Annotated in this window: 14 protein-coding genes; 11 read left to right on the plus strand and 3 right to left on the minus strand. The window is 72.8% G+C overall.

Features of this window, described 5'->3' with window-relative positions; genetic code table 11:
• The first annotated feature begins 18 nt into the window (after window positions 1-18).
• The 4 genes from ACYVAQ_RS00185 (at window position 19) to ACYVAQ_RS00200 (ending at window position 3,689) form a co-directional block, all read left to right on the plus strand.
• Window positions 19-876, plus strand: coding sequence for an esterase/lipase family protein (locus ACYVAQ_RS00185; RefSeq protein WP_460786380.1), 858 nt, complete (start codon window positions 19-21; stop codon window positions 874-876).
• A gap of 71 nt (window positions 877-947) precedes the next feature.
• On the plus strand, window positions 948-1,382 hold the full coding sequence (locus ACYVAQ_RS00190; RefSeq protein WP_460786381.1) for a Zn-ribbon domain-containing OB-fold protein: 435 nt from the start codon (window positions 948-950) through the stop codon (window positions 1,380-1,382).
• The gene (locus tag ACYVAQ_RS00195; protein ID WP_460786382.1) at window positions 1,379-2,569 is read left to right on the plus strand and encodes a lipid-transfer protein; all 1,191 of its coding nucleotides are present in this window, start codon (window positions 1,379-1,381) and stop codon (window positions 2,567-2,569) included. Before ACYVAQ_RS00190 ends, ACYVAQ_RS00195 begins: the two co-directional genes overlap by 4 nt.
• Before the next feature lie 85 nt (window positions 2,570-2,654).
• Window positions 2,655-3,689, plus strand: a complete 1,035-nt coding sequence (locus ACYVAQ_RS00200) for a hypothetical protein (RefSeq protein WP_460786383.1) — start codon at window positions 2,655-2,657, stop codon at window positions 3,687-3,689.
• A gap of 17 nt (window positions 3,690-3,706) precedes the next feature.
• On the opposite strand, the gene ACYVAQ_RS00205 is transcribed toward ACYVAQ_RS00200, so the two are convergent.
• Together ACYVAQ_RS00205 and ACYVAQ_RS00210 are read right to left on the minus strand one after the other, a co-directional pair.
• The gene (locus tag ACYVAQ_RS00205) at window positions 3,707-4,531 is read right to left on the minus strand and encodes an adenylate/guanylate cyclase domain-containing protein (protein WP_460786384.1); all 825 of its coding nucleotides are present in this window, start codon (window positions 4,529-4,531) and stop codon (window positions 3,707-3,709) included.
• A gap of 52 nt (window positions 4,532-4,583) precedes the next feature.
• Window positions 4,584-4,943: a YchJ family protein gene (locus ACYVAQ_RS00210; RefSeq protein ID WP_460786385.1), complete on the minus strand. Its 360-nt coding sequence runs from the start codon at window positions 4,941-4,943 to the stop codon at window positions 4,584-4,586.
• 31 nt (window positions 4,944-4,974) lie between these two features.
• Between ACYVAQ_RS00210 and ACYVAQ_RS00215 the strand changes: the two genes are divergently transcribed.
• The 7 genes from ACYVAQ_RS00215 to ACYVAQ_RS00245 all read left to right on the plus strand — a co-directional run bounded on the left by ACYVAQ_RS00215 (window position 4,975) and on the right by ACYVAQ_RS00245 (window position 13,059).
• Window positions 4,975-6,396 carry a MoxR family ATPase gene (locus ACYVAQ_RS00215; RefSeq protein ID WP_460786386.1) on the plus strand — a complete coding sequence of 474 codons (1,422 nt, stop codon included), beginning with the start codon at window positions 4,975-4,977 and terminating at the stop codon, window positions 6,394-6,396.
• Window positions 6,397-6,543: 147 nt separating this feature from the next.
• A complete protein-coding gene (locus ACYVAQ_RS00220) occupies window positions 6,544-8,550 on the plus strand; it encodes a vWA domain-containing protein (RefSeq protein ID WP_460786387.1) in 2,007 nt (668 codons plus the stop codon).
• A 144-nt stretch (window positions 8,551-8,694) separates the two neighbouring features.
• Window positions 8,695-9,204: a hypothetical protein gene (locus ACYVAQ_RS00225; RefSeq protein ID WP_460786388.1), complete on the plus strand. Its 510-nt coding sequence runs from the start codon at window positions 8,695-8,697 to the stop codon at window positions 9,202-9,204.
• The gene (locus ACYVAQ_RS00230; protein ID WP_460786389.1) at window positions 9,201-9,524 is read left to right on the plus strand and encodes a hypothetical protein; all 324 of its coding nucleotides are present in this window, start codon (window positions 9,201-9,203) and stop codon (window positions 9,522-9,524) included. The genes ACYVAQ_RS00225 and ACYVAQ_RS00230 overlap by 4 nt, the downstream gene beginning before the upstream one ends.
• Complete coding sequence (locus ACYVAQ_RS00235; RefSeq protein WP_460786390.1) at window positions 9,521-11,443, plus strand: alpha/beta hydrolase; 1,923 nt, start codon at window positions 9,521-9,523, stop codon at window positions 11,441-11,443. The genes ACYVAQ_RS00230 and ACYVAQ_RS00235 overlap by 4 nt, the downstream gene beginning before the upstream one ends.
• Window positions 11,440-11,979, plus strand: a complete 540-nt coding sequence (locus ACYVAQ_RS00240) for a hypothetical protein (RefSeq protein WP_460786391.1) — start codon at window positions 11,440-11,442, stop codon at window positions 11,977-11,979. The genes ACYVAQ_RS00235 and ACYVAQ_RS00240 overlap by 4 nt, the downstream gene beginning before the upstream one ends.
• Window positions 11,980-12,027: 48 nt before the next feature.
• Window positions 12,028-13,059: a GNAT family N-acetyltransferase gene (locus tag ACYVAQ_RS00245; RefSeq protein ID WP_460786392.1), complete on the plus strand. Its 1,032-nt coding sequence runs from the start codon at window positions 12,028-12,030 to the stop codon at window positions 13,057-13,059.
• 3 nt (window positions 13,060-13,062) lie between these two features.
• Here ACYVAQ_RS00245 and ACYVAQ_RS00250 read toward each other — a convergent pair whose 3' ends face one another.
• Window positions 13,063-14,277 carry a S1C family serine protease gene (locus ACYVAQ_RS00250; RefSeq protein ID WP_460786393.1) on the minus strand — a complete coding sequence of 405 codons (1,215 nt, stop codon included), beginning with the start codon at window positions 14,275-14,277 and terminating at the stop codon, window positions 13,063-13,065.
• Window positions 14,278-14,286 lie beyond the last annotated feature (9 nt).

Genomic DNA, 14,286 nt, shown 5'->3' on the forward strand with positions numbered 1-14,286 from the left:
CTGTCGTTGAATCAGGTCATGCGGCCCTTCTCGACGTACCTCTCGGCCCTGGTCGCCGGTCTCCTGCTCACCGTGGGGCTCTCGGGCGTCGCGACCGCGCACGCCGACACCACGATCCTGCCTCCGCTCCCGACCGCGCCGGAGGGCGACATCGCGGGCGTCAACAACTGGTCGTGCCGGCCGACCGTGACCCACCCGGAGCCCGTGGTGATGGTGCACGGCACCTTCGGTGACCGGCGACACCTCCTGGAACCGTTGGAGACGGCGCTGGTGGCCCGCCACTACTGCGTCTTCGCGCTCGACTACGGCAACCGCGGCACCGGCGACATCCCCACCTCGGCGCGTCAGCTGAAGGCGTACGTCGCCAAGGTGCTCGCCGCGACGGGCGCGTCGAAGGTGTCGATGATCGGGCACAGCCAGGGCGGCATGATGCCGCGCTACTACATCAAGTTCCTCGGCGGCGCGCGGTACGTCGACGACCTGATCGGCATCGCGCCGTCCAACCACGGCACCCAGCTGGTCCCGACGGCCGCGTTCAACCCGCTCTACCAGCTGCTGCCCGGCGCGCTGTGCGTGGCGTGCAACCAGCAGGCCTGGGGATCGACGTTCCTGAAGAACCTCAACGCCGGCGACGAGACGCCCGGGATGGTCAGCTACACCCAGATCGAGACCCGGTACGACGAGGTCGTGGTGCCCTACACCTCGGCGTTCCTGGCGGCCGGACCGCGGACCACGAACATCACCCTGCAGGACAAGTGCCCGCTGCTGATCACCGAGCACATCTTCGTCCCGACCGTGCGGCCCACGATCGACATCGCGCTCGACGCGCTGGCCCACGCCGGTCCCGCTCGTCCGGACTTCCAGCCGCACTGCTGAGTCTCGGCAGGCTCGACCTCCGGGGACTGGGCTAGAATAGGAACACGTTCTAGTTCCGAGAGGGATGATCCATGTCTGCCACCCCCGTCGTCGACGGCTGGTTCACCACGGGCGACGACCCGCGGCTGCTGGCCGCCCGCTGCACCGACTGCGGCAACCTGGTCTTCCCGCCCCCGCCGGCCGACGCGGCGACGTACTGCCGCAACCCGCGGTGCTCCGGCGAGACCACCGAGCCCGCCGAGCTCTCGCGCCGCGGCCGGGTCTGGTCCTACACCGACGCGCAGTACCAGCCTCCTGCGCCGTACGTCCCGCGCACCGAGCCGTTCCAGCCGTTCGCCCTGGCCGCCGTCGAGCTGCCCGAGGGCCTCGTCGTGCTCGGCCAGGTCGCCGACGGCTATGGCGTCGAGCACCTGAAGGTCGGCGACGAGGTCGAGCTCGTCGTCGAACCCCTCGACCCCGACGGTCGCACCACCTACCGCTGGAAGCCCGTGGAGGCGCAGTCGTGAGCAGGGCGATCGCCGTCGCCGGGGCCGGCATGCACCCCTGGGGCAAGTGGGGCAGGAGCTTCGTCGAGTACGGCGTCCACGCGGCCCGCGCCGCGCTCGCCGACGCCGGCATCGCGTGGTCCGACGTCGACCTGGTCGTGGGCGGCGAGACCGTCCGCAACGGCTACGCCGGGTACGTCGCCGGCTCCACCTTCGCCTCGGCGCTCGGCTGGAACGGCGCCCGGATCGCGACGTCGTACGCCGCCTGCGCCACCGGCGCCCAAGCCATCGACACCGCCCGCGCCCGGATCCTCGCCGGCATGTCGGAGGTCGCGCTGGTCGTCGGCGCCGACACCACCCCGAAGGGCTTCCTCGCGCCGAACGCGGGCGAGCGCTGGGACGACCCGGACTGGCTGCGGTTCCGGCTGTTCGGCATGACCAACCCGGCGTACTTCGCGCTCTACGCGCGCCGCCGGATGGACCTGTACGGCGCCACCTCGGAGGACTTCGCCGCCGTCAAGGTGAAGAACGCCCGGCAGGGCCTGGAGAACCCCTACGCGCGCTTCCGCAAGGAGTCGTCGGTGGCCGAGGTGCTCGCCTCGCCGGTGGTCTCCGACCCGCTGCACCTGCTCGACATCTGCGCCACCTCCGACGGCGCGGCCGCGCTCGTGCTCTGCTCGGTCGACTACGCGAGGAGGCACGGGATCGCCGACCCGGTGCGGGTCGAGGCGGTCTCGACGGTCACGCCGACGTTCCCGAACACGGTCATCGACATGCCGCTGCTCGCCACCGACTGCTCGGCCGTGGCGGGCGCCCCGGACCACACGTTCAAGGAGTCGATCGGCCTGGCGGCGTACGACGAGGCGGGCATCTCGCCCGAGGACGTCGACGTCGCCGAGGTCTACGACCTCTCCACCGCCCTCGAGCTGGACTGGATCGAGGACCTCGGGCTGTGCAAGCGCGGCGAGGCCGAGGTGCTGCTACGCGCGGGCGACACCGCGCTCGGCGGACGGATCCCGGTCAACCCCTCCGGCGGCCTGGCCTGCTTCGGCGAGGCCGTGCCCGCCCAGGCGATCGCCCAGGTCTGCGAGCTCACCTGGCAGCTGCGGGGTCAGGCGAGCGGCCGCCAGGTCGAGGGTGCCCGGGTCGGCATCACCGCCAACCAGGGCCTCTTCGGGCACGGGTCGTCGGTGATCCTGGCGCGGTAGACAGGTTTCCTCCGGTCGGTTCCGGCGCAGGATCCCGGGACACGCGTTCGTCGGGCTCGGGCCCGCGTCATGACCTGGAGGGACCATGAGGAACCGTCTCGCTGCGACGCTCGTCGCGATCGCCACAGCTGCGGCTGTCGCCACACCGTCGACCACCGCGCTGGCCGCGACGGGCGGCGTCACCACCGAGCACGTCGCCGCCTCGACGCTGGGCCGCGGCGCGGCGCCGAAGGTCGACTACCTGGTCGGCCGCGCGCTGCACTCCTCGACCGGGAGCACCGTCCGGCTGCCCCGCTCGTGGCGGCTGCACTCGACGCAGCCGTACCTGCCCGACCTCCTCACGCTGGTCGGTCGGGTCGGCACCGCCTGGTACGTGCAGCGGATGGACAACGACTACTACGACGGCTGGCTCTACCGCGTGACCGCCACGTCGGTGCGGCGGATCAGCGCCGGCTCGGACTACGGCAGCGGCTTCCTGACCTGGTACCTCACCGCCGACCACCGGCGGATCGTCCGGCACAGCACCGACGGGTACGGCGGTTGCGACCTGCGGGTCACCGACCTGACCGGAGCGCTCGTCGCGCACCACGGTTGCGGCAACGACGGCAATTACGTCGGCGCCACCAGCGCCAGCGTCTGGTACACCGACTTCAGCTCGTCGTCGACGCACCGGTGGGCCGTCCCCGGCAGCACCACGACCAGCCTCGGCGTGCGCGGCTACCTCGCCGACCCGACGCACGACCTGCTGTTCCTGCGGCCCACCAGCACCACCCCGGCCGGGGTCACCAGCCTCTCCGCCCCGCGAGCCCCGACCTGGACGGCAGCGTTCCGGGCGGTCTCCGTCTCGTCCGGCGGCACGTACGTCGCCGGCTACGGCGCGGGCGCCGTCCAGGTCCGCAGGGTCAGCGACGGCACGCTCGTCCGCCAGCTCGCGTTCGGGTCGACGAACGGCCTGCAGTGGGAGTCGGACGCGAAGCTGCTGGTCGCGGTCGACAACACGAAGAAGTGGATCGTGCGCTGCCCGGTGACCGGCGACTGCCACACCGCGGCGGGGCCGTCGTCGGCGTCGTACGAGCTCGCCCAGGTGCCGTCCTGGCACGCGGAGGCGACCGGCGGCTGACCCGGTGACGGCAGGGGCTACCGTGCCGCGGCCAGCAGCTGCGAGATCGCGTGCTCCCCGGACAGGCCCTTGAGCTCGTAGACCCCCACCGGCACGGGGGTGATGCTGGTGCCGGCCAGCGCCTCGGTGACCGCCTCGCTCACGAAGATCTCGCCGCCGGCGGCGACGCTCGCGACCCGGGCGGCCATGGCCACGTTGGTGCCGAAGTAGTCGCCGTCGCGGGCGACCACCTGGCCGGTGTGGATCCCGATCCGGACCTGGATGGGGTGCCGGCGCAGGATCGCGTCGCCGGGGCGGCCCAGGTCGCGCTGGATCGCGATCGCCGCCCGGCAGGCCGCCTCGGTGTCGCGGAAGGCGACCATGAAGCCGTCGCCCGCGGTCTTCACGACCTGGCCCTGGTGCTGCTCGACGCGGGTGCGCACGATCCGGTCGTGCGCGGCCAGCACCTTGACGAACGTCTTGTCGCCCAGCTGGTCGTTGAGGGCGGTGGAGTCCTCGACGTCGGAGAAGAACAGGGTGACCGTGCCGTCGGCCGCGGCCATGTTGAGGATGTCGGCCCGCTCGGTTCCGGCCCAGGTGGTGATGTCCTCGATCGTGGACTGGATGAGTCCGGTGATGCCCTGCTCGCGCACCCGCGAGGCGGTGCGGATCACCCGGCGGACGGCGCGTTCTGCCGAGCTGGTCGGCGGTCCGGGCCGGAGCGCGGCGTCCAGGTCGCGCTCGAGGGTCTCGATGTGCATCCGGGCGAGCGAGAGCTGGCGGCGCGCGAACGCGAGCGCCCAGCCGAGTGCCACGCAGGCTGCCAGGAGCACCGCGCAACCAATTCCCAGCAGCACCGTCACGGCCGCAGCCTAGGGCGTCGGGTGTGGTCGGAGAGGGTGATCCGCACGTTGCTCAGGTCACGTCCCCGTCGACGTACACCCAGCGCCCGCGGCGCCGTTCGAACCGGCTCCGCTCGTGCATCGAGCCCGTCACCGCTCCCTCGTACGACGCCGTGAACTCGACCCAGTCCTCACCGGAACCGTGGATCTCCAGGCCGGTCCAGGTCAGCGTGTCGGGCGCGATCACGTCCGGGCGGGTCCGCGGGTGCCAGGTGCGGAACACGTAGTCCACGTCCTTGAGTGCGTACGCCGAGTAGCGCGACCGCATCAGCTCCTCGGCCGTCACCGCCTCCCGGGCTCCGCGGTGCAGGGGCCCGCAGCAGGCGTCGTACGCCGTCCCCGACCCGCACGGGCACTCCTCGAACACCCTCATAACCTATTGCGCCCCGTCGTAGCGTGGAGCCGTGACCGTCTCCCCGAACCCGGCCCCCACGATCGCGACCGTCGGAGAGCTGCGCGCCTCCGGCCACGTGCTGAAGTCCCTGCGCCAGGAGATCCGCGACAACCTGCTCGCGAAGCTGGCCGCCGGCGAGAACCCCTGGCCCGGCCTGCACGGCCTCGACGACACCGTCGTGCCGCAGCTCGAACGGGCGCTCATCGCCGGCCACGACGTGGTGCTGCTCGGCGAGCGCGGCCAGGGCAAGACCCGCATCCTGCGCACGCTCTCCGGGCTGATGGACGAGTGGTCCCCGGTGATCTCGGGCAGCGAGCTGGGGGAGCACCCCTTCGACCCGATCACCGTCCAGTCCCGCGCGGCCGCGGCCGAGCACGGCGACGCGCTGCGGATCTCATGGCGCCACCGCAGCGAGAGGTACGCCGAGAAGCTGGCCACCCCCGACACCTCGGTCGCCGACCTGATCGGTGACGTCGACCCGATGAAGGTCGCGGAGGGCCGGTCCCTGGGCGACCCGGAGACCATCCACTTCGGCCTGATCCCGCGGTCCCACCGGGGCATCGTGGCCATCAACGAGCTGCCCGACCTGGCCGAGCGGATCCAGGTCGCGATGCTCAATGTGATGGAGGAGCGCGACATCCAGATCCGCGGCTACGTGCTGCGGCTGCCGCTCGACGTCCTGGTGGTGGCCAGCGCCAACCCGGAGGACTACACGAACCGCGGCCGGATCATCACCCCGCTCAAGGACCGCTTCGGCGCCGAGATCCGCACCCACTACCCGACCGAGCTCGAGGCCGAGATCGCGGTGATCCGGCAGGAGGCGGACCTGCTGACCGAGCAGGTCGACGTACCGGACTTCCTGGTGGAGATCCTGGCCCGCTTCACCCGCAACCTGCGCGACTCCTCCGCGGTCGACCAGCGCTCCGGCGTCTCGGCGCGGTTCGCGATCGCGGGGGCCGAGACGATCGCGGCGGCCGCGCTGCGCCGGGCCACCCTGCTCGGCGAGGACCGTGCGGTGGCGCGGGTCGTCGACCTGGAGACCGCGGTGGACGTGCTCGGCGGCAAGATCGAGTTCGAGTCGGGCGAGGAGGGCCGCGAGGACGAGATCCTCACCCACCTGCTCCGCACCGCCACGGCCGAGGTCGTGCGCTCCAGCTTCCGCGGCGTGGACTTCGCGCTGCTCGTCGACGCCATCGAGGGCGGCGCCACGGTCGTCACCGGCGAGCGCATCGCGGCGCGCGACCTGTTGGCCGGGTTGCCCGTGCTCGGCGAGTCCGACCTCTACGACACCGTCTGTGAGCGGGTCCTCGGCGCCGGCGGCGGCACCACCGACGGCGAGCGCGCCGCCGCCATCGAGCTCGCCCTCGAGGGTCTCTTCCTGGCGCGCAAGATCGGCAAGGACTCCGACGGCTCCGAGACGATCTATGGCTAGCGGGGTGGCTCATGGATGGCTTGCCCGTAGGCGTGCCCACGGTGCGTGCATCGCAAGGCGGCCGGGCGATGGCGTACCGGGTAGTCCTCCGAGCTCGGCCAACGCAGCGAGGTGCGTGCTGTGGGCGCGCGGACGGAGGAGCCATCCATGAGCCACGCCGCTAGGTACCAGAAGTACGCCGGCGGCGACCCGCTCGCTCCTCCGGTCGACATCGCCGAGGCGCTCGACGCCATCGGCCAGGACGTGATGGCCGGCTACAGCCCGGAGCGGGCGATGCGGGAGTTCCTGCGCCGCGGCGGCCAGGACCGGGCCGGGCTGGACGACCTGGCCCGCCGGGTGGCCGAGCGCCGGCGCGACCTCCTGCAGCGGCACAACCTGGACGGCACCCTGCAGCAGGTCAAGGAGCTGCTCGAGAAGGCCGTGCTCGAGGAGCGCAAGCAGCTCGCCCGCGACGTCACGATGGACGACGGCGACCGGGCGTTCCGCGAGATGCGGATGGAGAACCTGCCGGACTCGCCGGCGGCCGCGGTCACCGAGCTCGGCGACTACGACTGGCAGTCGAGCGAGGCGCGGGCGGCGTACGAGGAGATCAAGGACCTGCTCGGACGCGAGCTGCTCGACCAGCGCTTCGCCGGCATGAAGAACGCGCTCGAGAACGCGACCGGCGAGGACCGGGCCGCGATCAACGAGATGCTGGGCGACCTCAACGAGCTGCTCGAGAAGCGCGCCCGAGGGGAGGACACGCAGGAGGACTTCGAGGAGTTCATGGCCAAGCACGGCCAGCAGTTCCCGGAGAACCCGCAGAACCTCGACGAGCTGCTTGACTCCCTCGCCGCGCGGGCGGCCGCTGCCCAGCGGATGCTGAACTCGATGACGCCCGAGCAGCGGCGCGAGCTGATGGAGCTGTCGGCGGCGGCCTTCGGCTCGCCACAGCTGATGGACCAGCTCAACCGGCTCGACGGCAACCTCCAGGCACTGCGGCCGGGGGAGGACTGGGGCAGCTCCGAGCAGTTCGGTGGCGACCAGGGGCTCGGCCTCGGCGACGGCACCGGCGTGCTCCAGGACCTCGCCGACCTCGACGCGCTCGCCGACCAGCTCGCCCAGTCCTACCGCGGCGCCGGACTCGACGACATCGATCTCGACAAGCTCACCCGCCAGCTCGGCAACGACGCGGCGGTCGACGCCCGTCGGCTCAAGGAGCTCGAGCGCGCGCTGCGCGACACCGGTGCGATGGAGCGCGGCTTCGACGGCGAGCTGCGGCTGACCCCCAAGGCGATGCGCCAGCTCGGCAAGGCGCTGCTGCGCGACGTGGCGCAGAAGCTGTCGGGGCGGCAGGGGCAGCGCGACGTACGACGTTCCGGCGCAGCCGGCGACCTCACCGGCGCCTCCCGCGCGTGGGAGTTCGGCGACACCGAGCCCTGGGACGTGCCCCGGACGGTGCTGAACGGCACGCTGCGGCGGGCCGGCGAGGGGGGCGGTCCGCGGTTCAGCGTCGAGGACATCGAGATCCAGGAGACCGAGACCCGCACCCAGGCCGCCGTGGCGCTGCTGGTCGACACCAGCTTCTCGATGGCGATGGACGGCCGCTGGGTGCCGATGAAGCAGACCGCGCTCGCGCTGCACACGCTGATCGGCACCCGTTTCCGCGGCGACTCCCTGGAGCTGATCGGCTTCGGCCGGCACGCCGAGACGATGCAGATCGAGCAGCTCACGGCCCTGGATGCGCGGTGGGCGAAGGGCACGAACCTGCACCACGCCCTGCTGCTGGCCAACCGCCACTTCCGCAAGCACCCGAACGCCCAGCCCGTGCTGCTCATCGTCACCGACGGCGAGCCGACCTCGCACCTGGAGCCGAACGGCGAGGTCTTCTTCAGCTACCCGCCGCACCCGCTGACGATCGCCCTCGCGGTCCGCGAGCTCGACAACGCCCGTCGTCTCGGCGCCCAGACCACCTTCTTCCGCCTCGGCGACGACCCCGGCCTCGCGCGCTTCATCGACTCGATGGCCCGCCGCGTCGAGGGCTCCGTCATCGCCCCCGAGTCCGACGACCTCGGCGCCGCCGTGGTCGGCTCGTACCTCGGCTCCCGCTCCACCCGCCCCGCCCCCGGCTCCTACGGCGACTTCTTCCCCGGCCGCGGCTTCTGGGTGGGCTGAGGGGCTCCGTCGTACCTGGCGTTCTGGTCGTGCTTCGGCCGGAGACGCAGCCAATTCGCCAGGTACGACGGAGCTCCTGACCGCCGCCTGTGGACAACCGCGGAGTCGAGTTTTCGGGGCTGACCACCCGGGCAACCGCCCCGCATGACCCAGTCCCTGCTGCGCACGGTCGACCCCTCGGTGGTCGACGCCGACCCGTTCTGGGCGACCGTGGTCGCCCGCCACCCCTACGGCAGCTACGTGCTGCTGCCGCCCGACCCACCGCCCGCCGAGCTCCCCCCGGACCGCGCGGAGGCCGCCGCCACGGCCGTCGCGGAGACCTCCCTCCTCCTCCAGCGGTACGTCGAGGCGGCCGACCCGACCGCCACCCCGGCCGTCTCCTGGAGGGGGTCGCCCGGCGCCCGTCGGCTCGTCGCCCGCACCGCGCTGATCTGCATCGGCCGCGAGGCCGGCACCGACCTGGCCGCCGCCATCGGCGTCGGGCTGGGCACGCGCGGGTGGGCCCTGCGTCCGCGGCGAGGCCCCGCGCTCGCCACCCTCGCGCTGCGCAGCCCGGACCACGACCAGCAGCCGGTCGAGGTCGACCTCGCCATCGGTGAGGGAGCGACGGTGCTGTCGGTCACCGCGGACCCGGCGGTGACCTCGTGGCGGTGACCATCGCGGTCGACTACGGCGTCCTGCGGGAGACCGAACGTGGGTGGGGCGTGGCGGCCGGCGACCTCGACGGTGCCGTCAGCAGGCTGGCGCTCGTCTCCGGCGCGGGGATGTCGCCGCTGGTCGCCGCGGAGGTCGACGCGTTCGTCCTGCGGTGGTGGGAGGAGACGACGGCGATCGCCGCCCTGGCGAGCAGCGCACGGGCGTCCTTCGCGCAGGTCGGAGCGGACTACCGGATCACCGACCGCCTGCAGGCGGAGCGGGTCAGGTCGTTGCTGCCGTGGGGCGAGCGCCACGACGCGATCCGGGCCGCGCGATGAGCGCGCCCGAGCTGCCGGACACGATCGGGGAGTTCGAGGTGCTTCGGTGCAAGGCGGCCGGCGTCGGCACCATCGGGTCCGACCTGCGCGGGGTCGCCGCCACCCTCCAGGACGTGCGGTCCTGGGCCGACCGCGGCGCCGCGCCCGCCGACTGGTCGGGTGCGGCCGCGGAGGCCGCCGGTCACGCCCGCACCCGGTTCGCGCGCCGCGCCGACGTCGCGCAGAGCGCCCTGCAACGGGCCACGGTCGCCACCACCGACTTCGAGGACCGGTTGGTCGCGCTTCGGCGGCGGCGACGACCGCTCGAGCTCGAGCGCGAGGCGCTCAACGCGGCGATCATCCGCGCGGAGCAGGACCTGCGCGACGGCACCCTCACCGGCCCGGCGGCCGTCGAGACCGCGACCCGTCTGCGCACCCGCGCCCACCGGCTCACCGCCGGCATCGACGCCTGGCTCGCCGATGTCGAGGCCGCCGAGACGTCGTACGTCGCCGCGCTGCGCCGCCTCGACACGGTCGCCGAGGCTCGCCGCGAGCAGCAGCGGGCCCCGCTGCCGCGCACCGACGGCCTGCGGCACCGGCTGCAGACCCTGGGCGGTGACGCCGCGGCGGTGGCGGCGTGGTGGCGCACCCTCAGCGTCGCCCAGCGGCAGGCGCTGATCGTGGCGCACCCCGACCTCGTCGGCCGCACCGACGGCATCCCGGTCACCGGTCGCGACCGGGCCAACCGGGCCGCGATCGCCACGCGGCTCGGCCGCCTCCAGCGCCGTGCTGACGACGGCCCGATCACCGCGGACCAGCAGCGCGTCCTGAGCAACCTCGAGGCCGTGCAGAAGGTGATCGACGACCACCGCAACGACATCGACCCGATGACCGGGCGCGGCCTCCTCAACGTGATCGAGTACGACCCGACGGCCTACGGCGGCGACGGTACGTCGATCGTCAGCCTCGGCAACCCCGATCACGCCGTGCACGTCGCGACGTACACACCGGGCTTCACCACCGACGGGGGACAGCTCAGCGACCTCGGGCGGATCGAGGACCTGCGGCACGAGATGCGCCGGCACGTCGACTCGGTGGCCACGATCCTCTACGAGAGCTACGACGCCCCGAGCCCCGACGAGATCCACAGCCTGGGCGACGTGCTCGACGCCTCGAAGCGCGACCCCGCCGTGGCCGACGCGTTCGGGGTCACGAACTCCGCCGACGCCGAGGACGGCGGGCGTCGCCTCGCCGGTTTCCTGGACGGTCTCGACGTGACCCGGCACCACCACGACGTCGACGTCACCGTGATCGGTCACAGCTACGGCTCCGTCGTGGCGTCGTACGCCGCCCAGGACGCCGCGCCGCACGGCACGACCGACCTGGACCGGGTGGTGCTGCTCGCCGATCCCGGTGCGCCCGGCAGCAACATCCACGACCTCGTGGGCGACAGCGGCATCCGGGTGTACGCCGGGGCCGACGACCACGACCCGGTGTCCCTGATCGGCAGCGGGCCGCACGGCGGTCCGGGCCGGCTCGGAGCCGACCCCGCGACCGCGGCGTACGGCGCCGAACGGATCGGCGAGCACACCGGTCCGGTGAGCGTCGGCGGTGTGCTCGGCTTCGGCAACCACGGGTCGCGCAACTACCTCGGCCCCGGCACCGAGGGCCTGGCGAACGTCGCGGCGCTGGCCACGGGCGGCACCCCGCACGTCGTCGCCGGCAGGGACGGCGACAACTACCAGAACCTCGGCGACCTCACCGCCCACGCGCTGCTCGACGCCACTCCCGGCTCCGTTGACAACCTGCTCTACGACCACGGCGGCAAGCAGCTGCTCCACCTCTACGGCGACCTGCCCGGCCCGTTGCAGCGGGCTCCCCTCGGGCCGCTCGCCCCCACCGCCGAGCTCCTCGGCACGCTGAAGGGAATGCTCTCGTGAACCTCCTACTCCTGCTGCTCGCGCTCCTGTGCGCCCCGGTCCTCGCCGGCTGTGGCCTGCCCGTGCGGGGCGCGGGCGAGGCGGGCGCGGCCGGGTCCTCCGCCGGCGCCGCCGCCCTCGACACCCCCGATGCCCGGCAGCACGAGGTTGAGCGGATGGCGGACCTCCTGGTCGCGCTCGGGCGGTCCGCCGGCCGCCCCTACGGAACCACCGGCTGGGCGGGCAGCTGGCGCGAGTGCGTGACCTACACCGGCCACCAGGCCGAGTTCCGCGGCTTCGGGTCCTTCGACGCCGACATCGAGGGACTCCAGCCCAAGCAGGCCATCCTGGACGCGGCCCAGGCGTCGGGGTGGCGGGTCACCCGCGTCCGGATCAACGCACGGCACCTGTCCTTCGACCTCGCCGGCGGCGGAGCGTGGGGCGGCATCGTCGTCTCGGACGGCGGCGTCGAGATCGAGGTGGGCATCACCTGCATGGACGTCTCCGCGGAGGAGTCCGAGCGCCTCCGGACGGTGTCGATCGACCGGTACCGCTGAGCGGTGGCGAAAGTCGGTGGCGCACCCCGGGCACTCCGAGAACAATCGGTGACCGTGCCCGACCTGCAGATCACCCGGCCCGACGGGTACGACGACGCGGAGCTGGCCGCCTGGTGGGAGGTCTACCGCGCGGGCCTGTCGCACGACCTGGGCCGGCACTCGACGTACTGGCAGCTCCCGGAGATCGCGGCCATGGTCCGCGGCGACTGGATCCGCAACGACCACGAGCTCTTCGCTGCGCGACTCGGTGACGAGATCGTCGGGGTCGCGTTGGCGTGGTACCCGCTCCTCGACAACCTCAGCAGCGTCGACGTCGAGCTCGCGGTCCCGCACGAGCACCGGCGCAACGGCTACGGGACGCGTCTGCTCGCCGCTGTCGAGGAGGCCGCCACCGCCCGCGGTCGTACGACGGTCACGTCCCTGACCTCGTGGCGCGTCGACGACCCGGCCGGCGAGGCCGGGAGCCCGGGAGCGCGGTTCGCGGCGCGCCACGGCTACGCGATCGGCCTGGGCGACGTCCAGCGGGAGCTCGCGCTGCCGGTCGACGACGGGGTCCTCGCGTCGCTCGCCGCCGAGGCTGCCGAGCACACCCAGGGCTACGAGATCCGCACCTGGGTGGGAGCCATCCCGGAGGACCTGCTGCAGAGCCACGTCGAGCTCTCGTCCCGCCTCAACACCGAAGCTCCGCAGGGGGAGATGGAGTGGGAGAACGAGAGCACCGACCTTGACGCGGCCCGTGACCAGGACCGGTTCCACGAGGCGTGCGGCCGCGCCATGTACCGCGCCGTCGCCCTCGATCCGGCCGGCACCGTCGTCGCCTACTCCGACCTCGCCCTGGCCGAGCACGACCCGAGCTGGGTCTTCCAGTGGGGGACGCTCGTCGACCCGGCCCATCGCGGGCACCGGCTCGGCCTCGCGGTCAAGGTCGCGAACCTGCAGCAGTTGCAGCGCGACCCGCGGACGGCGGGCCGCCGGGTGGCCACCTGGAACGCCGGCGTCAACGACCACATGATCGCCATCAACGAGCGACTCGGCTTCCAGGTGACCTGCCACGGCGGCGAGCTGATCAAGAAGCTGTAGCCCTCAGGAGCTGCTGCCGGCGTCCGAGCCGAGCTTCAGCTCGGTGGTCGCGGTCTTCCCGTTGCGCTGGTAGGTCACCTTCACCTGGTCTCCGGGCCGGTAGGCGCGGATCGTGGCGATCAGCGAGTCGGCGCTGGTGATGTGCTGGTCGTCGATACCGGTGATGATGTCGCCGCTCTGCAGACCGGCGCTGCCGGCGGCCGAGCCCGACGTGACCTGGCGGATCTGCGCGCCGTCGGCGACCTCGGCCAGGGACTGGCCGTTCTGCTGCTGGACGTTCGAGACCTGGATGCCGAGCTTGGCGTGGGTGGCCGTCTGGCCGTTCTCGAGCTGCTGGACCACGGGCAGGATCTCGTCGATCGGGATCGCGAAGCCGAGCCCGATCGAGCCGCCCTGGCCGCCGGTCGCGCTGCTGTCGGACGCGGTCTGGATGGAGGCGTTGATGCCGACCAGGTGACCCGCCATGTCCACCAGGGCGCCACCGCTGTTGCCCGGGTTGATGGCGGCGTCGGTCTGGATCGCCGGGTACGCCGTGGTGTTGCCCGCCGAGTCCTGCCCGACGTCGACCGGCCGGTTGAGGGCGCTCACGATGCCGGAGGTGACGGTCGAACTCAGACCGAACGGCGACCCGATCGCCACCACCTGCTGGCCCACCTGGAGGTTGCTGAACCTGCCGACGGTGATCGGGGTCAGGTTGTCCACCCCGCTCACCTGGATGACGGCCGTGTCGGTGAGCGGGTCGGTGCCGACGACCTTCGCGGGGACCTTGGTGCCGTCGTTGAACGACACCGAGATCTGCGCGGACCGCGCGGGGATGCTGCTGTCGAGGGTCACCACGTGGTTGTTGGTGAGGATCATCCCGTCCTTGTTGAGCACGACCCCGGAGCCGCTGCCGCCGCTGCCGCCGCCCGCGACGTCGATCTCCACGACGGAGGGCAGCACCGCCTTCGCGACCGACTCGACGCTGCCGCCCTTCACCGCCGAGACGGGGGTGCCGTCGACGGTGATGGCCGAGGCCCCACCCGAGCCCCCGGACCCGTCGATCGCGTTCCACGCGGCCGCGCCACCGACGCCGGCGGTCCCGCCGACGACGAGCGCACCGGTGAGCACGGCGGCGGCGAAGCGGCCCCGGCTCATGCCGGGGCGCTGGGGAGGCAGCAGCGGCGATCCGCTGGGCGGCGGGTACGACGGAGGACCGAACGGAGGCTGGGAAGTCATGGCACCAAG

The organism is Nocardioides maradonensis (assembly GCF_054777115.1).

What these genes read in the sequence shown, in the direction of transcription:
- ACYVAQ_RS00185 (WP_460786380.1), top strand. Translation starts at nt 19, where the DNA reads ATGCGGCCCTTCTCGACGTACCTCTCGGCCCTGGTCGCCGGTCTCCTG.
- ACYVAQ_RS00190 (WP_460786381.1), top strand. Translation starts at nt 948, where the DNA reads ATGTCTGCCACCCCCGTCGTCGACGGCTGGTTCACCACGGGCGACGAC.
- ACYVAQ_RS00200 (WP_460786383.1), top strand. Translation starts at nt 2,655, where the DNA reads ATGAGGAACCGTCTCGCTGCGACGCTCGTCGCGATCGCCACAGCTGCG.
- ACYVAQ_RS00210 (WP_460786385.1), bottom strand. Translation starts at nt 4,943, where the DNA reads ATGAGGGTGTTCGAGGAGTGCCCGTGCGGGTCGGGGACGGCGTACGAC.
- ACYVAQ_RS00220 (WP_460786387.1), top strand. Translation starts at nt 6,544, where the DNA reads ATGAGCCACGCCGCTAGGTACCAGAAGTACGCCGGCGGCGACCCGCTC.
- ACYVAQ_RS00225 (WP_460786388.1), top strand. Translation starts at nt 8,695, where the DNA reads ATGACCCAGTCCCTGCTGCGCACGGTCGACCCCTCGGTGGTCGACGCC.
- ACYVAQ_RS00235 (WP_460786390.1), top strand. Translation starts at nt 9,521, where the DNA reads ATGAGCGCGCCCGAGCTGCCGGACACGATCGGGGAGTTCGAGGTGCTT.
- ACYVAQ_RS00250 (WP_460786393.1), bottom strand. Translation starts at nt 14,277, where the DNA reads ATGACTTCCCAGCCTCCGTTCGGTCCTCCGTCGTACCCGCCGCCCAGC.